20 protein-coding genes and 4 pseudogenes are annotated in these 19211 nt (G+C 63.4%); 5 read left to right on the plus strand and 19 right to left on the minus strand.

The window, feature by feature from the left end:
• Positions 1–338 precede the first annotated feature (338 nt).
• Entirely contained in the window at positions 339–608 is a 270-nt protein-coding gene (locus ROA7023_RS21185; protein WP_234992382.1) for a hypothetical protein, read from the plus strand.
• Entirely contained in the window at positions 605–922 is a 318-nt protein-coding gene (locus ROA7023_RS21190; protein WP_085880989.1) for a type II toxin-antitoxin system RelE/ParE family toxin, read from the plus strand. The genes ROA7023_RS21185 and ROA7023_RS21190 overlap by 4 nt, the downstream gene beginning before the upstream one ends.
• A 307-nt stretch (positions 923–1229) precedes the next feature.
• Here ROA7023_RS21190 and ROA7023_RS24125 read toward each other — a convergent pair whose 3' ends face one another.
• Positions 1230–1985: a hypothetical protein gene (locus tag ROA7023_RS24125; RefSeq protein WP_143535695.1), complete on the minus strand. Its 756-nt coding sequence runs from the start codon at positions 1983–1985 to the stop codon at positions 1230–1232.
• A gap of 53 nt (positions 1986–2038) precedes the next feature.
• On the minus strand, positions 2039–2233 hold the full coding sequence (locus tag ROA7023_RS21200) for a hypothetical protein (RefSeq protein WP_200812571.1): 195 nt from the start codon (positions 2231–2233) through the stop codon (positions 2039–2041).
• A 528-nt stretch (positions 2234–2761) separates the two neighbouring features.
• Here ROA7023_RS21200 and ROA7023_RS24130 point away from each other — a divergent pair.
• Both ROA7023_RS24130 and ROA7023_RS21205 read left to right on the plus strand, forming a co-directional pair.
• Complete coding sequence (locus ROA7023_RS24130) at positions 2762–3208, plus strand: hypothetical protein (RefSeq protein ID WP_159458629.1); 447 nt, start codon at positions 2762–2764, stop codon at positions 3206–3208.
• Positions 3209–3334: 126 nt separating this feature from the next.
• Positions 3335–3982, plus strand: a complete 648-nt coding sequence (locus ROA7023_RS21205; protein ID WP_143535697.1) for a hypothetical protein — start codon at positions 3335–3337, stop codon at positions 3980–3982.
• Positions 3983–4314: 332 nt separating this feature from the next.
• On the opposite strand, the gene ROA7023_RS21215 is transcribed toward ROA7023_RS21205, so the two are convergent.
• The 16 genes and pseudogenes from ROA7023_RS21215 to ROA7023_RS21285 all read right to left on the minus strand — a co-directional run bounded on the left by ROA7023_RS21215 (position 4315) and on the right by ROA7023_RS21285 (position 18453).
• Positions 4315–4566, minus strand: coding sequence for a hypothetical protein (locus ROA7023_RS21215; protein WP_085880993.1), 252 nt, complete (start codon positions 4564–4566; stop codon positions 4315–4317).
• The gene (locus tag ROA7023_RS21220) at positions 4566–5240 is read right to left on the minus strand and encodes a YcbK family protein (RefSeq protein WP_085880994.1); all 675 of its coding nucleotides are present in this window, start codon (positions 5238–5240) and stop codon (positions 4566–4568) included. Before ROA7023_RS21220 ends, ROA7023_RS21215 begins: the two co-directional genes overlap by 1 nt.
• A gap of 159 nt (positions 5241–5399) precedes the next feature.
• Complete coding sequence (locus ROA7023_RS21225) at positions 5400–5708, minus strand: hypothetical protein (RefSeq protein WP_085880995.1); 309 nt, start codon at positions 5706–5708, stop codon at positions 5400–5402.
• A 61-nt stretch (positions 5709–5769) separates the two neighbouring features.
• Positions 5770–6846: a DUF2793 domain-containing protein gene (locus ROA7023_RS21230; protein ID WP_085880996.1), complete on the minus strand. Its 1077-nt coding sequence runs from the start codon at positions 6844–6846 to the stop codon at positions 5770–5772.
• Between the two features lie 10 nt (positions 6847–6856).
• Positions 6857–8986: pseudogene (locus ROA7023_RS25830) on the minus strand (baseplate multidomain protein megatron); the annotation flags it as partial.
• A gap of 334 nt (positions 8987–9320) precedes the next feature.
• Positions 9321–10827, minus strand: a pseudogene (locus tag ROA7023_RS25835) (baseplate megatron protein TIM-barrel domain-containing protein); the annotation flags it as partial.
• 10 nt (positions 10828–10837) lie between these two features.
• Positions 10838–11407 (minus strand): NlpC/P60 family protein, encoded by a 570-nt coding sequence (locus tag ROA7023_RS21245; RefSeq protein ID WP_143535698.1) that lies wholly within the window; start codon positions 11405–11407, stop codon positions 10838–10840.
• Entirely contained in the window at positions 11407–12291 is an 885-nt protein-coding gene (locus ROA7023_RS21250) for a phage/gene transfer agent baseplate hub protein (RefSeq protein ID WP_085880997.1), read from the minus strand. The genes ROA7023_RS21245 and ROA7023_RS21250 overlap by 1 nt, the downstream gene beginning before the upstream one ends.
• Positions 12288–12959 (minus strand): winged helix-turn-helix domain-containing protein, encoded by a 672-nt coding sequence (locus tag ROA7023_RS21255; RefSeq protein WP_085880998.1) that lies wholly within the window; start codon positions 12957–12959, stop codon positions 12288–12290. Before ROA7023_RS21255 ends, ROA7023_RS21250 begins: the two co-directional genes overlap by 4 nt.
• Before the next feature lie 12 nt (positions 12960–12971).
• Positions 12972–13235 carry a spike base protein, RCAP_Rcc01079 family gene (locus ROA7023_RS21260; RefSeq protein ID WP_085880999.1) on the minus strand — a complete coding sequence of 88 codons (264 nt, stop codon included), beginning with the start codon at positions 13233–13235 and terminating at the stop codon, positions 12972–12974.
• A gap of 59 nt (positions 13236–13294) precedes the next feature.
• Positions 13295–13921, minus strand: a complete 627-nt coding sequence (locus ROA7023_RS21265; protein ID WP_085881000.1) for a DUF2460 domain-containing protein — start codon at positions 13919–13921, stop codon at positions 13295–13297.
• Positions 13921–16386: a phage tail tape measure C-terminal domain-containing protein gene (locus tag ROA7023_RS21270; protein WP_085881001.1), complete on the minus strand. Its 2466-nt coding sequence runs from the start codon at positions 16384–16386 to the stop codon at positions 13921–13923. Before ROA7023_RS21270 ends, ROA7023_RS21265 begins: the two co-directional genes overlap by 1 nt.
• Entirely contained in the window at positions 16379–16540 is a 162-nt protein-coding gene (locus ROA7023_RS25350; protein WP_159458630.1) for a DUF7697 family protein, read from the minus strand. Before ROA7023_RS25350 ends, ROA7023_RS21270 begins: the two co-directional genes overlap by 8 nt.
• 68 nt (positions 16541–16608) lie before the next feature.
• A pseudogene (locus ROA7023_RS21275) lies at positions 16609–17065 on the minus strand (phage-derived protein YdaY family protein).
• Complete coding sequence (locus tag ROA7023_RS21280; RefSeq protein WP_085881002.1) at positions 17065–18006, minus strand: phage tail tube protein; 942 nt, start codon at positions 18004–18006, stop codon at positions 17065–17067. The pseudogene ROA7023_RS21275 and the gene ROA7023_RS21280 overlap by 1 nt, the downstream one beginning before the upstream one ends.
• Before the next feature lie 24 nt (positions 18007–18030).
• Positions 18031–18453 (minus strand): acyl-CoA transferase, encoded by a 423-nt coding sequence (locus ROA7023_RS21285; protein ID WP_085881003.1) that lies wholly within the window; start codon positions 18451–18453, stop codon positions 18031–18033.
• Between the two features lie 222 nt (positions 18454–18675).
• Between ROA7023_RS21285 and ROA7023_RS21290 the strand changes: the two genes are divergently transcribed.
• Positions 18676–19071: a RidA family protein gene (locus ROA7023_RS21290; protein ID WP_234992386.1), complete on the plus strand. Its 396-nt coding sequence runs from the start codon at positions 18676–18678 to the stop codon at positions 19069–19071.
• Between the two features lie 25 nt (positions 19072–19096).
• Here the strand turns inward: ROA7023_RS21290 and ROA7023_RS24135 are convergent.
• Positions 19097–19211 (minus strand): annotated as a pseudogene (locus tag ROA7023_RS24135) (IS5/IS1182 family transposase); the annotation flags it as partial.

Below are 19211 nucleotides of genomic sequence, written 5' to 3' on the forward strand. Positions count from 1 at the left end.
ACACGACGCCGACGTGTTGTATCCGAAATTTGGATAAGTCTCGGAGTTCACAAGACTTTTTGAGTTGCAGGGGTGACCCTCATAACCTGAAGGTCGTAGGTTCAAATCCTACTCCCGCAACCAAAATCTCCAACCTTTCCAAATGGTTGGAACCCGACAAAAACACTTGTGTATGGCCCGCGCAAAAACGAGTCAACACTGAGTCAACGTTTTGGAAGTCCCCCTGAAAAGTGGGGGCTTTTTGCGTTCTGGCACGATCCGCAGCAGCGTCGCATCCGCCACCGTTGAAACCGTCTCCAGCCACTGGTATATGACTCAGTCATACCATTGAGGCGCAGATGACCGTCAAAACCACCCTCAGCTTCACCGACCGCCATCACCACTTCCTCTCAGAGAAGGTGGGACAGGGCGTGTTCGCGACCCAGAGCGCTGCTGTGGCGGCCGCACTGGAACAGATGATGCAGGATGAGCAAGAACGGGACGTGGCTCTCTCCGCCCTCACGAACGAAATCCGCGCCCGGATGGAAACGCCCCGTTCGGCGTTTATCGACCAGGATGACGCGTTCGCTGCCGCCCATGTCACTATCGGGACAGCGCGGGGCGCGTGAATTACCGCATCCGGTTCCATCCTCTCGTCGCCCGTGACCTTGATGCCATCGCGCGCTGGATGCTCGACTATGCCGGGCCCAATGCGGCCGACCGAAAGCTGGTCGAGATCGAAGCGGCCATCGCCACGCTGAAGGTCACACCGCACAAAGGAAGCCTCCGCGATGAAATCGCCCCTGGTCTGCGCGCCATCCCGGCAGGCCGGAAAGCCGTGATCGCTTTTGCGGTTGATGATGACCAAAGGGAAGTTCTGATTTACGCTGTCACCTATGGCGGTGCCGATTGGGCCATGCGAAGCAGCGCGCGCAGCCGGTGACAGTCTCGGCCCATTGCGGACCTTCGCCGACGCTCGCATCGCTGCGGTGCAGCTTCCCTAAAGCAGACATTAGTCAACTTCCCTTCGCCAGATTGCGGCGGAATTAAATGAACGCGGGATCAAAATCGCACGGGGTAGCAAAGAGTACACGACCACCGCTCGGAAGATAATTACCGATTGCCCGGATTCCAGATACGGATAATCGCAATAGACTCGAGAATGCAGAGCAAAGCGTTGACCTTCTAAAAGACAACCTGACAGCCTAAGAAGCCGCAATTAATGCAACTAACCGCATATGCTGTTTCAATCAGTCTGCATCCGTCAAATTGCCGAAGCAGCTATCGCCATCACGTGCACGGGTGAACACGCGACGATTGGTATCATTGGGACCGGTCCGCTCCTCGAATGCGACGGACAGAAAATCGTAGTGCAGCTCGGAATAGCTACCCTCACGCCTCAACATCTCATCTGCGACTACGCTGACGCACAGTTCCAGCGATGCGCGATCCAGCTCGGTATCGCTGACCGCATCGAGCGAGGTGCCCCAATCATAGGTCATTTCCAGCCCCAACCCGTCCATGCGGGGATCCACCACGGTTTGGGCATGTAGCAGAATTGGCGCGCCACCGGACGGCAAAGTTGGCCTTTCAGGTGTCACGGTCCAAATCGCACTGCATGTTCCATCATCCTTGATCGTGTAGTCATTGCGATGAAACCGTGTGACGGTGAATTCCAAGTCTTCTTGCGTGTCTGGCGTCCAATCCCAGCGGACTGCAAAATTACTGGCATCGTTCTGGACCATGACGTCGGCATTCAATGCGGCATAATGGTTACAGATCGCGCGATGCGTCCGGCCCACATCTGCCGGTGGAACGGGGCCGTAAGGTTCGGGATTGTAGAGTGGAACCAAACTGAGGATCAGGGTGCCGACGCCAGTCGCGGCCTCACGCTCTAAGGTGAAACCGGTGATTTCAGCCGACTGGCCGGGACCGATTTGGATCACATTCTGCGCGGATGCAGCAATTGGTGCTGCGATCAGTAATATTGTCAGGAGCAGCTTCATATCGCGTCTTTCGTTTAGTGCCCGCGCCAATCTAGGGTTGATGAGGCGCCCGCCTAGATGTCACATCCCGACAGGTAGTAGGGCTTCTTCTTGAACAGTTCCGGGTAGAGATTGTGCCAATCCTTCATCGCCTGCAAGGGCGTTCTGCTGCCCAGTGCTGATTGCGGGAGTTGCTGGCTGTCGGGCCAGACGTAGTGATGCAGCGTCGTCTCAAGTTGTTCGGCGGATCGGAAGTGGTGGCTTTGCATTGCCTCCTCGAAGCGGTCAGCAAGAACGCCCCTGCATCATCGCTGCTCTGAATGTCCGCTCGGACCTTCGGGGTCGTCGTGGCTTGCTTATGAAGAGAAATCAGCATGGTCGCACACTGTCTCGAACGTTCCTCAGAACCGACCTTGCCATGCAAGGGGCAGATCGCCGAGGGTCTATGTGATCATCCGGGATGGACCATCTTAGACGCGAAGAAGGGGAAGAATGCCGTATAATACTTGCCTCTGTAGATAACGCGGGAGCTGAAGCACGCCAACGCAGGGCAGAATAATGTAAGGATTTAGCTTGTCCTGCTCGCATTCTGGGCTGTGCATACAGCACTGAGGGTCGAAAAGCGCTTGACCAGTAAATGAATTCTGCCAATTTTGACGATAGATTCCGTGCCTAGTCGAGAGAGACCGATGAATAGTATAGCAACGCGCGCCTTCGCATTCGTGCTGGTAACAAGCTCGCCTGCCATAGCCCAACAGGGACCGATGCCAGCGACCGAGGTAATACCGGACGCTTGGGTGCAAGCGCTCAATGGAGAACGCATCCACACTCTATACGATGGTATCGGCAACGATTTCCTATTTGAGCTGCAAGACCGCGATGTGGGCAACCTCTTTAGCTACGGCCTACCGCCGCCCGATCGCACCCTATTGAATGCCGATTTGGTGGTTGTGGTCAAAGAAGATTGGTCTGCCGCTAAAACATTCTGGCAAGGGGTCGGGGTACAGCCGCTGGTGGATGGTGTGTCGCCCTACGTCGACTTAGGCAACGGTTCCCCAAATGTAGTGATGACGCAGCTGACATCCCTACAAGGGCAAAGCGTCCGCGTCTATACGTTCGTGCGCTCAATCTTAGGGGAAGTTCAGGAAGAGCGTTGCATGGCACGTCTGGTAGTTAACGAAACCTATCTTGGGCCCCAATACAGCGATTTCAACGCTTTCACTTGCTCGCAGGCATTAAGATAGGGGCGCCAGACTGGTTTGATAAACAGCGGCTCAATACACCGTGTGACCACTTAAATAGAATTACAGAATACACTTACGGAATATTTATAGCTTTCAATCGATGGAACTGAAAATTCAGGGAGTTTGGTGAACAACCAGCCCGCCCTGAACGATAAAGCAACAGGCCAAAGATGGTTGATTGCGCCACAAAGCGATAGAAATATTTGTCTTGGGGCAATCCTTGCAAAGAATACTAACATAAAGGGAAAAATAATGCGGGTTATTTCAACAACGGTACTGGTCTTGGGGCTAGCGTTACCTGTCGTCATGCCGAAGGCCGCTGCGGCGCAGACCTATACGCTAGACGAATATCTTGGTTTCATCGTGTTCGACTGCGCGCTGCCGGGAACAGAGGATTTTGACGTGCAGGACGCCCGTGATTCAGCTGTCGAAAACCTGGGTTTTGAACAAATTGAGATTGATGACGGTACCATCCGTTTTATTAATGCCGACGGGTCGCGGTTCTCCACCACGGAATACGAGGGGGCGGCGCCGTCTTGCCGTATCACGATACCACAAGCGGTAGCTGCACTAGCGGAAGACGAATGGTATCCATATGATATATTGCTTGGTAACTTTGACCGCATCCATGACGACGTCGAATATTACGAAGGCATCGCGGGTGGCATCACGTATGGCATGCGTGCGGAATGGGGATACCGCATCAGCGCAACGCTGATCGAACTCGACACCGGCGATCTGCAATTTTTTTCCACTACGCTACCACCAGAGTGATTACGGCTGCGGATGCGGATTTTTGAAGCAGGCAAATGTCTGGTCTCGGCGAGCAAACGCGTTTTATCTTGGCCTGCAGCGAAGGTCCGGTTTCCGCCCTTCCTGCAGATAGTACGCACTGGCTTGCGGCGGAGCATTTCCATTCCTTTCAGTCGAAAGGCGCTCTCTTGCCTATAGTTCACCTGCAGGCCCGCACCTGATCGCGCAGGACTGCATAGTCGCTGAGCATTCGCACGACGACCGCACCCTCCGGCAGGGCAGCCACTTCGGCTGCGGCGTGCGCTTGGTCGGCGGTGCTGTAAGGCACCACGGGCGGACATGGCGCCCGCGCGTCAGAACTGCCCGTCGCGCAGGCGCTGAGCCAGAGCATCGCGATCAGAAGGGCGGCGACTGGCGGCCTCGAGCATCTGGCGCTGAATTTCATGGATCTTCTCCGATGTTTGCAAGCGCTCCACCAGCCGCCCGGCGCGTTCACCGGCGCGGCGGAGGTTCAGCAGGAACAGGGCGATGGTGCTGGCGGCCAAAAGCAGGCCCAGCGCCTTGCGCGCCAGGCCGCTGGCGAGGATCGCTGTTATCCAGCCCATCACCTCTGGCCTCGCTTCCAGTCGTCAATCCGAGCGTGGATGGCGACGATGATACCAATCAGCGCCACGCCGATGAACACCCAGCGCAGGGTGTCGAGATAGGGCACCAGCGGCAGGATGGCGGATTGCGTCTCTGCCAGAACGTCCTGCGCGACCTCCACACCCGCCGCGCCGATGGTCGCCACCCCGGCTGCCCCGCTGCCTTTCAGGGTGCGGCTGTCGGTCAAGACCTCGCGGGTGGGCGGCACCTCCGCCACGAAGGGCGTGGCGCGGACCGGGAACGGCTCGCCCCAGGACCGCGCGGGTCCGAGGTCGATATGCATGAAGCCGGAGCGGGGATAGGTGCCGAATCCGAGGAACCCCACCGCGCGGGCGGCCTCTGCGAAACTGGCCGGGTCGTGGTTCGACATGGCGATGTCGAACGCGGTGCCCAGCATGTGCTTGGAGGCAGGCGCACCGCCCACAGCGCGGTTGTGGGCCGGGCTGCGATAGCCTGAACGCACGATCAGCGGCTTGCCAAGCCGGTTGCGCAGAGACTGCAGCGTGTCCATCGCTTCGGTGTTGATCTTGATCGCACCCGTCCCGCGGCAGGCGATCTCGGCCGGGGAGAAACGGGGCCAGCGCCAAGCGCTCTCGGGCACGTCGCTGAAATGGGCGTAGGTCTTGGTTGGCATATCGGTCTCCAGAAATGAGTTTCCGGCCCCTCGCGGAGGCTCGGTGCGTTCGTCGCTCGGAAAGGTCCACTGGACCTTCCCGTCTGCCTGTCAGGCAGAGCACGGCTCACCCCGCCTCTGGGGCGGGTCGGTTGGGTCGGCGTCGTGATGGGATATCGGTCAGTCGATACGGCCGCGCTGGAAGGCTTCGAACATCAGGTTGCGCATGGCGCGGATGTCGGTCTCGATCCGCGCCAGCCGGTCGGCATCGCCCTTGCGGTCCTCGGATCGCTGGCGATCGACGCGGTCGCGCTCGGCCAGGAGTTCGCGGTCCAGCCGCGACAGCATCGCGTCATTGGTGAATGCCCTGCGCGAAACGGCGGCCAGCAGGGCGATGGTGCCGCCGATCAGCGCCGTGATGGCTGCGGTGATGCCGTGATCGCGCAAGGCTGCGGCGACCTCCTGCGCGAGGGAGGTACGTTCTGTCATGGTGATGTCCTTAGATGATCGATCCTGATGCGCCTGCGAAACGGCGGCTGGTAAGGGCCGTTCAGCCGATCTTGCAGCCCCAGAAGGACGTGTGGTTGGCCGCGAAGTAGCCGTCCTGCGCGCGGAAATAGCCCTGCAGCTCGACGGTATCGCCCGCACTCAGCGGCACCATGGTCTGCAGCCAGATCGCGGTGGCCAGCGAGACATGGGTGGCCGAGCTCTCGCCGAACGATCCCCGGATTTCCGTCACGCCGTTCAGCACGAGCCGCCCGCGCATCCGGGCCGAGGTGCTGGAATTGACCTTGTAGAGCAATGTCGCGCCGAAGAGGTAGGTGCCGTCGACGGGTGCGGTGAAGAGGCCGGTCCCGGCACCGAACGCGCCCTGATCGTTGTAATCAGTGTTGTTGAGGCCGATCCTGGTCCAGGTTCCGACACCGACATAATTGTCGAAGTCGGTATAGGCCTTGAAGCGCGGTAGCCGGGGCTGGTCGACGATGCCGCTCGTGTTGTCGACGCTCAGCCCGTCGAAGAAGGTGCTGCCGTCGGGCGAGACGGCGAGGCGGAACTTGTCCGACCCGAACAGCCCCAGCAGCGCCTTTGTCACGAAGCTGCTCTGCAGGGTCAGACCGAGATCGTCGCTCGCGGCCTCCTTGTTCATGGTGTAGAACAGATCGCCGGTGCCACCTTCGGCTGCGGTCTTCGCGGTCCAGAGTGCAGCGTTCAGCTTAGCCGAGAACGGGTTGGCGGCGTCGGCGGTGGTGCCCAGCCCGAGCAATGTGAGGTTCTGCAAGGACGCAGGCGTGGTGCTGGTCCAGGCCGCCCCATCATAGAAAAGCAGCAGGCCTTCGTCTTCCACCCATGTGCGCCAGCCGGTCCGGGGTGGCAGGCGCAGCCAGGTGCCGTCGGTCCAGAGGGCGACATTCAGGTCCCAGCCCGCCCAGTCGCCCGCGCCGCCGCTGGCGACGATGTAGCGGTCGCCGTCTGCTGGAGAACCGGGCGGCGCGGTCAGATCCCGGTCGAGGACGGACAGTTGAACGAGCCCGTCGAGCAGCCGCAGCGCCTCGTTGTGGGTGATATGCTTCTGGGCTTGCGCCGCCAGGATATAGGGCAGAGCCAGATTGGTCGTGGCGTCGGACATGGTGGTCCTTTCAGAATATCAGTGTGACGGTCTTGGCCGCGCCCCGCCCGATCAGGGCGGAGAGCTGGTAGATGCGGATGTCGAGCGTGTCACCGGGCCCGAGCAGCGCGCCCCAATCGGCGGTCTGATGGGCGGCGGTATAGATTGCGCTGGTCGTCGTGGTGCTCAGCGCGCGTTTCACCGTTCCGCCGTTGCGGATTTCCACCTCGTAGGCCTCGGTCTCTTCGGCGAGCGGCGCGTCGACCGCGCCCCAATTGTCGGCGGCGAGTGATCGCGACCGGCGCGTCCAGCGGATCGTCAGATCGCCGGGGATGCGCGCTGTCCGCCACGGCTGTTCGACATGCGCCACTGAGAAGGGTCGCAGCCCAGCGCCTTCGGGCGTGAAGGGAATGGCGACATAGGTCTCGTCACTAACCGGGTGCTGTGCCGGGCCGATGCGCCAGTTCCATGGGAGACCGAGATCGGCTTCGGCGATGGGAAGTGAGGCCAGCGTTGTATCCAGCACAACCACGCGCGCGCCGGTCGGCACGAGGCTGGCGACCGCATTTTCCGTCCCGCGCTGGCCACGCAAAAGCCGGGTCAGGCGATAGCGCCCCGGCGCGATCAGCTCGGCATTGCCTGCCTGGATGATCTCCCATTGCCCAGCGCCGGTCTCTATGGCCAGCGCATTGGCCCCACCCAGCAGCGTGATATCCGTGACGCTTTCGAGTGTCCCCGTGAACAGGTCGATTTCCAGCGCATTGCCGAGATCGAAGCGAGAGACCGGCCCGGCGTAGAAGTCTGCCGTCAGCACGCCCATGCGCGCCCGCGTGCCAAATGTGGACAGCAGCTCAAAACCATCCGTCGCGGCGCTGCGATAGACGGCGATTTCGCCGGGCCACGGCCTGGCATGGGCCGCGATCAGCGGACGATGGGCAGGTTGATCCTCGCGCAGCTGCGGCAGGTCCAGCAGAAGCACATCGGGCGTGCCGAAGACGGTGGGCGTCGAGAGCGAGGCCGGGCGGGACTCTCCAGGCGGCAGATCGTAGACGGTCCTGTCCTGGCGCACCGCATCGACGCTGCGCAGGTCCGAGTCCGCGATCGACACCAGGCGCATCTCGGTCAAGCGATCATCGTGATCGAGCAGGATCACGTCACCCGGATCCAGCGCCAGCTTTGAGGGTGGCAGACGGAACACTGCACTTTCCCGCCCGACCCAAGCCTCCATCAGCGCCCGACGGCAGCGACGTTCGGCTTCCTCTGGTGGCACGGCCATCGGGAACGCCTCGGAGGCAATGCGCGTGGTGTCCACGGTGATGCGTCGGGCCTCGACCTGCGCGGCGTCATAATCCTCATCCGCCCGCGCGACCTGCCATTTGAGCGCCTGCGGGAGTTCGGTTTCCTGCGCCCGGGTCAGTTCCATGACGTCGCCCTGCGCGGAGGCCGGGGCAACCATCCCGTCAGGCGTGACCGTGGCGATGGCGATCTGGCCGCGCATGACAAAGCTGATGCGGCCTTCGGTCTCGATGGCGTCGAATCCGAAGTGGCGGGCCAGTGCCGAGATCGAGGCCCGCGGGGCTTCCAGCGCAGAAATCACATAGCCTTCGACGGCACCCCAGAGACCAGAGACGTCTATCCGCTCTTCCGGCATCCCGGCGCACAGGCACAGATGCCGCACGAGGGCAGCGAGAGACACAGCCCCAAGCCGTCCTGTCAGCCAGTGCCCGAGCCGCCAGTTTGCGCCGTCGGTCCAGACATCGGTGAGCGCGGGAAAGAACGGATAGGGCCGCGCATCCCAGGTCCAGGCGGCACATTCCGGAACGTGGACCATGCGCGCGCCGGTCACCGCCGAGATCGGGTTATTGGCCGGGTCCGCCCAGAACAGATTGGTCGCTTCGAGATAGGCCCGCTGGATCGCGTCGTCGCGCCAGCCGCGCGAGAAGTGGGGCGTGAAGCTCTCCGACGACTTCGGGTCGAAGAACACGTTGGGCTGGTTGGTGCCGCGATCGACGGCCGGGCAGCCAAGTTCGGTGAAGCGGATGGGTTTCGATTGCGGCACCCATGCCGTGGGCGTTCCGCTCTCCACCCCGCCTGGCCGGTTGTAGTGCGGGTTCGACCACCAGTCGCGCAGATCCTTGTAGCGGAAGACCCAGGGTTTGCTCGTCGGATACTCAGTTCTAAAATACCAAAATGCGTCGTGCGGCATTTGCTGGACGGCGTCGCGTTTAGAACGTATCCTCAGATTATGCGGCAACAACCTTCTTCACCAACAACGCGCTATGAGGTCGTCAGTCGTCCTTCACCGAGTGATGGATATCCTCAACGCATTGAGATTTGGGATGCGGTCGAGCGCTTGGGAAGCGCAACACGGTGGGAGTGTCTAAGGGAACTTCAGCGCGTGGGTCATTCCCGGCCGCGGGGCGCACCTGTTGACGAAGACTATTGTCGAATTGAATTAACCAGCATGACCAGGTGTGGTTGGCTGCGGCGGATCGTTGATTAGGCGGCCAGATCGCGGAACGCCTGCACCGCCGGATAGGTGGCCGCCCCCGAGCGGATGGTCGTCAGCCCCGGCATCTCGGTGCCGATCAGGAAGGCATCAACGCCTCCCGCCGCCGCGCAGAGGTGGGCGTAGTGCAGCACCATCCGCCGCAAGCCCCAGTCGCCGACCGGGCCGGTCCAGCTGACGGTTTCGCCGGAAACGCTGAAGCTGGCAGGTGTCGCAGTGCCGAACAGGGCTGAAACCTGCGCAGCGGCCGTGGCGGTCTTGTCCGCGGTCCCGGCATAACCGGCCGCAGGAGAACAGGTGATCCGGCCGCGCCATGGGAATGTCGGCTGGCCCACGGTCGTGCCATTCTCGGAGTACGGGTTCGGCAGCATGTTACCGGGCGGCACATCCATCAGGATGAACGGATAGAAGGTGACGCGCAGGCCGCGCGCCTTCATCTCCCTGATCGCCTGCACCACGGCGAAATCCGCCGGGGTACCGCCATAGACGGGACGACCCTCTGCGTCGCGGCTGACCAGAAATGCATCGGCGCGACCGACGCCGTTCACCGACCAGGACGCGGGCGTCGTGGCCTTGGCAGCCACCTCGACGCCGGGGCGGACCTTGCAACTGCCCGCCCGCAGATCATCGCCAAACCACGCTGCAACGAGGCTGATGCTTTCCACCGCCGGGGCCATCGCCCGCAGCCGGTCGAGCGCCACAACGATGTCGGCCGTGTCTGAAATGGCGTTCAGGTTCTCGGCACTGGTAGCGCCGCCCGGGCCGGTTGATTTCTTCACCGGCGCGGTCGCGTAGCTGAACTCGCCCGAGGCCGGGATCATTGTCACTGCCTTGACCAACCCTTCGGCGGTGTCCGGGTCGGCCAGCGGCCGGAACACCTCGAAGCTGATCTGCGGCAGGCGATTGCCGAACAGACTGAGGTCGAGCTCTTCGAACACCACATAGGCGGTGCCGCGGTATGCAGGCGTGTTGGCCCCGCCCATCCTGGCCGACATGAACGGGTCCGGGCCCTGCGCTTCGTCGCCGGGATACCAGCGCCAGGTGACGCCGGTCATATCCATGGCCTTGCCGTCGGCCCAGATGCGGCCAATGCCGGTGATCTCGCCCTCGCAGAGAGCGACTGCGAAGGAGGCATAGTAAAGATACTCGGTCGTCTTGACCTTGGGCCCGCCACCCTTGCCGCCGCCCTGGCTGGTGGTCTTGGTTTCCTCGCGAAAGTCCGTGGCCCAGATGATGTTGCCGCCGATGCGCATGCGGCCAAAGAGGCGCGGGATCACGGCCCCTTCGGTCGCCGAGGTGATGCGCAAGCCGTCGAGCCGCGCGCCCTCGATGCGTTGTGCCGGGGCGAGGGACGATACGATCCAATTGTCGACCAGCGACCCCACGCTCGATCCGACAAAGCCGCCGATGGTGACGGCGCTTACGCCAAGCAGTCCGCCGCCGATGGACCCACCGATCGCGGATCCAACCGCGCCGAGTACAAGCGTTGCCATGTGAGAACTTTCAGATGCGGCCCGAGGGCGGAAACAGGAAGGCGAAAGCAACGCGCCGCCGCCAGGCCGGGGTCAGAATTTCCTCGACGACGCCAAGCCGCTCATAGGAATGGATGAAACTGTCAGGCCCCGTCAGGATCCCGACATGCTTGGCAATGGCGCGCGGGCTCATGCGGAACAGGACCAGCGCGCCGGGACCGGCTGAAGCCAGTTCCACTTCGATCATCATGCGCCCTGCGCCCTCGGCGAGAACCTCGCGGGGCCCGGTCTGCCCTGCCGGGCCTTGTCTGCCTTCAATCGCTCCACCGGAGCGATTGATCCCTTCGGGACCGGCTACCAAGCCCCAATCACGACTATAGGGCGGGATCGGAAACGGCTCGGGGCCAACCACCTCGCGCCAGACCCCACGCGCTAACCCGAGGCAATCGCATCCGACGCCGCGCAGGCTCGCCTGAGCATGATAGGGCGTGCCGAGCCAGCTGCGGGCGGTGGTGATGACCGAGGCGGGATCAGCGGTGGCTCTTGTGCATCGTGAGACGATGCACTGCCGCCCGTCGCTTCCGTTGGAAACGACGTTCATCACAGCACGCCGCCGTCATGGCTACCGTCCTGGCTGGCGTAGCGCAGCACCGCATCCTGCCCGGGGATATGCGGGAAGCCTCTGAAGTTCGCGGTGTTGGTGAACTTCGCGGCGCAGGTGGCGATGCGCTTGTCGCAGCCAGCCCGCGCGGTGAAGGCGTCGCCCTCGGCGATGGATCGCACCGGCGCTTCCAGCAGGGTAAGCGTTGCGATGCCGTCTGCCAGATCATGAGCCAGCACCTCGGTGATCCGCCCGGCATTGGCACCGCTGGTCCATGTGATCGTGCCGGAGGTGAACCAGCCCGCAGCGAACCCGGCGAGGCCCGAGGCCAGGAACGCCCGGTCGCGGAGCAGGTCCGTGATTACGCCGATGCCCTTGTAGGCCACGTCGTCGAGATCGATCCCGCAGCGTGCATCGCCCAGCGCCGCGTCACAGCCCGCCTGAAACGTCCGCCCGACTGTCTGGCCCAGCACATGCGCCAGCGACCGGACTTCGGCCACGAAGGCCATCCGTCCGCGCCGGATTTGCCCCACCGCACCGCGCCGCATCAGCACCCGCTGGTCGGGGTCGGCCCAGTTCACCCGCCAAAGCTCGACGTCGGCATTGTCCCAGCGCCCGTCGAGGATGTCGGTCTCGGTGATCCGGTCCGAGGTGAGCACGCCGGTGGCATCCTGTGCGTCGACGGCCAGATCGGAGCCGGAGCGGATTTCCGAGGCGGCGAACCCGCTTTCCGGCTCAAAACCGGTGCCATCGAAGGTCAGAACCCGATCATGGTCGGTGAAGCCCAGCGCCACGCCGTCCGCGCGCAAAATCCGCCAGCACCAGGACAGGCTGGTGATGCCGTCATCAAGATGCGCTTGCAGCGCCGGAGACAGGGATTTCATGTGGACGCTCCCGTTGGCGGCGCTGCGTGCCAGTCCAGGGTCACGCCCGTGTCGACCCGCAGGCAAAACCCGACGCCCCGGCAGGTCTCGATCCGCAGGCCCGGGACCTCGGGATCTCCCAGTTTCTGGCGAAGCCTGCAGAGGCGCACGTTCACGATGCTGACGTCAGGCCAGTCGTCATAGGGTCTGATCTGGTACATCGCGAACATCAGGGCTTCCTGCGTCACGGGCCTGCCCCGGTGCCGGTCGAGGTGATAGAGCAGGCGGGCCTCCAGACGCGTCAGGATGAGGCCGGGCAGGGGCGTGAGGCTCATTTCCGGAAGCTGGTGGGTCAGCCCGTCCAGCAGCCCCAGAAGATGGTCCACCGCCGCGATCGGCTTCATGTCCTGAATGGCCTCACGGTAGTCATCGGGGTCAAGAATGGCGATATCGTCTGTCTCCACGGGCGGCTGCGGTATGTCCTGCTGGCTGCTCCGGGCGCGGTGCTGTTGAAACCGGACACCGCTGCTCTTTGCAAAGCGTTGAACCGTGGCCCGGGAGATGCCGAGGGCCTCGGCCGTGCGGGTCCTGCTGAAGCCCGCCTCCGCCATCTGCCGCATTCGGGCGCGCTGTCTGATGCGGTTGATGTCGTTGCCGGTGTGCAGCGGGCCGGGCGTTTGATCTGACATGGCGGCCGTTTCCTATGACAGAGCCAGAATGGCGCCAGCCGTCGTTCCGGTGGCGAGCACCCGTCTGGTCCGGATCGGCACAATGCCGTGGGCTTCGACAAAGGTGACGGTCTCGAAGCTGTAGGTGATCAGCGTCACGTCCCCGGTGACCCCGACATAGAGCGCAGAGCTGATATGGCTGAGATCCGCGGTGTCATCGGGGGTGACCGTCGAGGCGCGGGTGGCGGGCCCGAAAATCGGGGAGAACTCCCCCGACCAGTTGTCGGCGATTGGCATGGATGCCTCCTTTAGAAGCGGTTGGGGATTTGCGGAAGGGAGCTGGTCCGGCAGTGCGGTCAGCGGCGGATTTCGATCAGCGGGATCGAGGTGATTGACCCGAGCCGCTCAAGGTCGAGGGTGACGTCGAGCGTGTCGGTGTCGAAGCGGACGGGCACGTCGAATTCGAAGCCTGCGCTAATCGCTATGCCAGCGCCTGGCGCGGTGTCGAAACTTACAACGCCGGTGGTGGTGTCGACGCTCCAGCCCGACATCTGCGCGACCCCGTCCAACGCGATGCGGACAGTGCCCGCGACCGGCTTTGCGATGGCGCGGGTCCAGGCCTGTGCACCGGAAGTGTAGTTCTTCAGCAATGGAAAACTGGCAGCGGCACCAGTGCCAATGCCGATCTGCTGGTCGGTCGCATCGATTGCCTGCGATGGCGCGCAGGATTTGTAATCGGCCCAGTCCTTGTAGCGAAACCCGTGCAGGCGACCGTTGCGGGCCTCGAAGAAAGCAACCACGGCTGCCAGATCATCGGCACGACGAATGCCATAGGCGATATCATAGCGGCGGCGACTGTTTGCCCAGCTGGCATTGCGTTCCTCGTCGCCACTCGCCAGCTCGACGATCTGGGTGCGCCGTTCAGGCCCGCCGCGCGCGCCGCGGCTGATGTTGTCGGGGAAGCGCACCTCATGAAACGCCATCACATGCCCCTGCGCCCAAGCGACACGGCCCGGGCGATGTCGGCCGCGACCTGTGTGCGGGATTGGCGGAAACTATCGGCGTCGCGGGCCACGATGGTCACGTTGACGGCGGGCGTGGAGGACTGACCTTGGCCATACCCAGCGGCCTCGCGACGGGAGAGGACGCGTTCGCCGCGTTGCAGGATCGCCGGAACCTCGTCAGGTTTCAGTCCGGCCCAGCCACCTGAATGCATACGTGGCGCACCTGCGAAGGCCATGGCAGGCACCATGCGGCCCGGGCCTGGTGATCCGACCGTGCCGCCCGCGTGCAGGATGTCTGCGAACACCTCGCCTGCGCGGCTCGCGCCGCCCGCACCACCCAGCGCGCCGGAGAGGGCATTGGTGATGGGGCCAAGGATGAACCGCCGGGCGGCCAGCTTGGCCAGATCGGCAATCATTGATGTGACCAGATCGCGGAAATCCAGTTTGCCGGATTTGACGAAGGTGGACACTGCGTTCTCAGCGCTCTGGAAGGCCCCGACCAATGTCTGGCCGATATCGCCTCCAATATCGCGGGCCTTGGCGGCGTAGTCGGCGAGCGACGCGGTGACGGCTGCCCATCCGGTTGCTGCTGTTTCAGCACCTGCAGCCGCTGCCGCACCGGCATTACGTGCGGCAACGCCCGCGCCATTTGCAGCGGTCGCTGTGTTGTTCAGCCCCACTGCCAGCGCATCGGCAGAATTCGTGGCATCCGCCAGCGCCGTCTCGGCCTCCACCCCACTGCCGGTCACGGCATCACGCAGCGCCTGCCAACTGGACAGTGGTCGGCCTGCGGCATCCGCCAGCATGCCCGCTGCCTCGCGATATCCCTCGGCGCGGCCGCGTGCATCTTCAGCCATTGTGCCAAGACCGAGGTCGGGTGGTTCCAGATAGCTGCGTGATAGGGCGGCGGAGAAAGCATCGGCTGCGGCCGCCCCTGCAGCCGTCGCGGCACCCTCGAAGGGGTTGCCGATCCGCGCCAGGTCTGCCGGATCCAGCGCGCCGATCCGCACGCCGCCCTCACCCGTTGCCCATTCCGGCAGCAGCGCCAGCGCCGCATTCAACCCGGTGATGAAAGTGTTGATGCGGGTGACGACGCCGTTCAGCATCGCTTCGACGCCCGAGATCAGCCCGTTCGCCGCCTGAAACGCAAAGTCACCGATGGCACCGGGCAGGCTGCCCCAGATCGCCACGGCTGCATCATAGGCCCCCTGGAAAATCGCCGCTGTCCGGTCGCCGAAGCTGACCACGCCCGCGATGGTGCCCTCGAGCGCCGAAAGCCCGGACGCCTTCAGGCTCTCCCAACCGGCCGACATGTTGGCAAAGGCGGCATCCAGCCCCAGCTGCATTCGGGACCACACCTCCTTCGCAAGATCGCCCAGCAGCTGGAACGCTTCACTGACGCCGCCGACCTTGGTCACCAATTGCGAGAATTGATAGACCAGCTCACCCGCACCGACGATCAGCGCGCCGATGCCGGTGCGGATCAGCGCACCGCGCAGGACAACCAGTGCCGTGGCGACTCCGCGCACGGACAAGGCCGCTGCCGCCATGCCCGCCACCCAGCGCCCGGCCATGATGCCTGCGAAGGTGGCCGCATAGGTGGTCAGCCGCCCGATGTTGTCAAAGAGCACTTTGATCGCGATGCCCACCGGCCCGGTGGCGCGCGCGACGCTGGCCAGCGCATTGGCCACGGCCTCCAACGCCGGGGCAGCCGCAACCGCCAGCTGGTTCGAGACGCCGCGCCAGATCAGCCCGAGCCGCGAAAGCGCATCATTGGTCCGCTCGATCTGGTCGGCGTCCTGCTCTGAGACAACAACCCCAAAGGCAAGCACGTCCTCGGTCGCCTGGCGCAGCGTTGCTGTGTCGATGCGCGACATGGCGATGGAGCCTTCCTCGCCGAACAGTTGACCCGCGACGGCGGCGCGTTCGGCGGCAGGCACGAAGCTTTCGATGGCGGCGTTGATCTCCCCGACACGCTGGTCCAGCGGCAAAGCGATCAGGTCAGACGCGGAAAGCCCGAGCCGGTCCAACGCATCTGCCGCGGGGCCAGTCCCGGCCGCCGCCTGGCTCAGCCGCCGCGTCAGATCCTTGGTCGCCTGTTCGATCCCGGACATCGACACGCCCGCCAGCTCGCCCGCGCACTCCAGCGTTTGGATCGAAGCCACGGTCGTCCCGAGCGATTGCGCCAGCTTGGCCTGCGCATCGACGGTCTGCAGCCCCGAGCGGATCATCGCGGCCCCGGCGGCGGCCAGTGCAGCCGTGGCGGCAGCGGCAGCCAGGGTGGCGCGACGGGCAAAGGCGGCGACACGTGCGTTGGCCAAGTCCATCTCGCGCGACAGACGTCCGAACCCGCGCGCCCCGGCCTCACCGACACCTTCCAGCTCGGCGCGCACCTGGCGACCGCCTTCCGCGACCAGGCGGACAGAGACCCTTTTCTCAGCCATCGCGGCTTCCTTCCATCTGTTCGTTGAGTTTGCGCACCATCACCGCCTCGATCTCGGGCAGCAGCTCAGCGGCGATCAGGGTGTCGATGCCGAGGGCTTGGGCCAAAGCGATGGCTGCCCCCATGTCCCAGCCCAGCACCGCGCCGGGGATCACGCGCAGCTGACCGCCAAGACGGCCGACGAGGTCCCAGACCTGCCAGCCGTCTTGCGTTTGGGGCTGGTTCAGTCTGGCCGGGCAGTCGGCGCAGTTGCGCTCGCGGCCCTCGTAGGGTTCGCAGGCCGTGCAATAGCTGTCGCCCCCGCCGAAGGACCACTCGGCGAGGGCGCGGAGGCGTTTTTTTTCCGCGTCCGACAGCAGACCGCGCGCGACGTATTGGGTCTGGAACGCCTCAAAGACCGGCCAGATTTCCAGAAGGGCGTCGATGCCGTCCGGTGATACGGGCGTGGGTTGGCCCATGGCATCCCCCACGCCTTCCCAATCCAGAACGGCGCGGCGGGCCACGGACTTGGCCATGACCAGCGCCAGCTCTTCCTGGCTGGCATCTTCGGGCAAGGCCTCGAGCGCAGCATCGGCGCGGGCCGACACCATCAGGGCGGTCGTCAGTGGGGCGACCTGCAGGCGCAGGCCAGGGGCAAGCTCCAGCCATTCAGGTGCGGCGGTCAGGTTCAGTCGGATCATCAGTATACCTCGATATCGTTGATCAGGGTTGCGGTGCACATGCGGGCGTGGCTGGCAGCTTTGGCGGCTTGCCAGTCGAAGGTCGCCTGCACGCCCTGCGGCCCGGAAATCTCTATCCGGGGGCGCGGCAGATAGACGGCGTGAACGGTGAAGGTGAAACTCTCGCCCGATGGCAGGACATAGGAGAAGCTGATCTCGCAGGGGTCGCCGTTGATCGCCTGGGCCACCAGCGTGCTGTCGGCGAAGCGGACCTCGATCCGGCCGGTCAGCGCCGCGATGGACGGGTCTGCCCCGTCGATCTTGCCGTCCGAGCGGATGGTTTCGATCCGGTCGAGGTTGTTGGCATAGGTGATCTCGGCCGAAACCACATTGCCCAGCGCAGAGCCATTCCGGCTGATCGCGCCGTTGAAATGACCGAAGCGCTGCAGGGCCAGCTCGGCAGGCGAGCCCGCGCCGCTCAATGTGGCGATGGTCTCGCCCTGCGCCACCAGCCGGGCGGTGGCGGTAAGCAGGCCCGGGCGTTGCACCTGCCAGGAGAGCTGATCCAGAACACAGCCGGAATACATCGCGAAGCGCGGCACCTCAGGCATGCCCGTTTCTATCGACATGCTGGGTAGCACCCATGATCCGGACTGGAACTCATGGGTCCAGGGTGCCGCAGCGCCCGCGGTCGTGGGATCGCCGAAGGCTGCCTTGAGCCAAAACCCGAAAGCCTCAGCATCGATCGGCACCACCACGTCGCCATCCGCCGTCACCGCATCCTTGATCGGGGCCAGAGGATCGCGGCCATAGCCCAGCAGCTCGCTGTTCAGCAGCGGCTGCTCCGATCCCAGCGAGGTGCTGGCAAAGGGCATTTTGGTGAAGCCACTGACCGGCGGGGTTCCATAGGTCGTCTCGAACGCAAGCGCCATTTGCGCCCGCGCCCCTTGGGCTCGTGCCATGTTCGTCTCCTAAATGTCGGGGTGTCAGGCCAGGGGGCCGGTGGTGGTGTAGTGCAAAACGACGGTGATCACCGCCGCCTTTAGCGCCGCCGCGCCCTCAACTGGCAGATCGACGGAAGCGGGTGCTTCGGGTTCAACCCAGTCACATAGGCCGCCCAGAGTGCGGTCGGCTTCCAACGCGGTGCCGATGCTGGCAATCAGGCTGTCGAAGACGCTGGCACGGCCGATTCCAGCCTGGACAACGACCTCAAGCTCGGCGCGGTGCTGGTAGTGATAGCGCAGGGGCGACAAAATCACCTCTGGCTCGCCCGGTTGGCCGTCGCGCAGGATGATCAGTCCGGCTGCTAGGATCCGCTCGGGCAGGACCTCATCACGTAGAACAAGTGCGGCGAGCGGCTGCAGCCGCGCATGCAGCGCGGCTAGGACGGTTTCGCGATGGGTGGGCATTTTGGCTCAGTTTGTTTTTCTTCAACGCGGCAGTAGCTTCGAGACAAATTCAGAACGGGAAAGCTCGAACGCAGCATTCGACGGGATGGGCGGAAGCTGCCCTTCGCGGCGCCTTGGTCGAACTGGTACAATGCGGACAAAGCCGTCGGTCGTCTCTGTTTTCTTCAAGACCTCGCGAGTGCGAGGTGGCATAGTGAGAGCACATGGGTGGGGAGCAACATCGTGGCGCACAAGAGAAAACTGATTTCGAATGGTAATCCGATGGAGGCGATAGTCGGTTTCAGCCGAGCGGTACGAGTCGGGAATTTTATCGCGGTCGGTGGTACCGCACCTGTCGGTCCGGATGGTAAGACAGTCGGCGTCGGCGATGTCTTCCTCCAGACCAAGCAATGCTTTGAAATCATCAAGGCTGCGCTGGAGCAGGCCGGTTCCGGGCTGCACGATATCGTTCGGACGCGGGTGATCCTTACCGACATCGAGAACTGGAAGCAGGCGATCGAAGCGCGGAAGCTTTACTGCCTCGAGGCTCGCCCCGTCGACACAATCATGGCGATCCACCGTTTCGTAAACCCAGAATGGTTGGTTGAAATCGAGGTTGATGCAGTCACAGCCGAATAAGCCTCAAGTTGCTTAGGCTCAGGACTCATAGCCAAAAGATCACGGTTGCGGCGAGAGCAATGGCCGAGAGGAAGACCTTGGGACTTCTGTCATAGCGCGTGGCGACGCGCCTCCAGTCTTTCAAGCGTCCGAACATGATC

It is taken from the genome of Roseisalinus antarcticus (assembly GCF_900172355.1).
GTDB classification, from domain to species: Bacteria; Pseudomonadota; Alphaproteobacteria; order Rhodobacterales; family Rhodobacteraceae; genus Oceanicola; species Oceanicola antarcticus_A.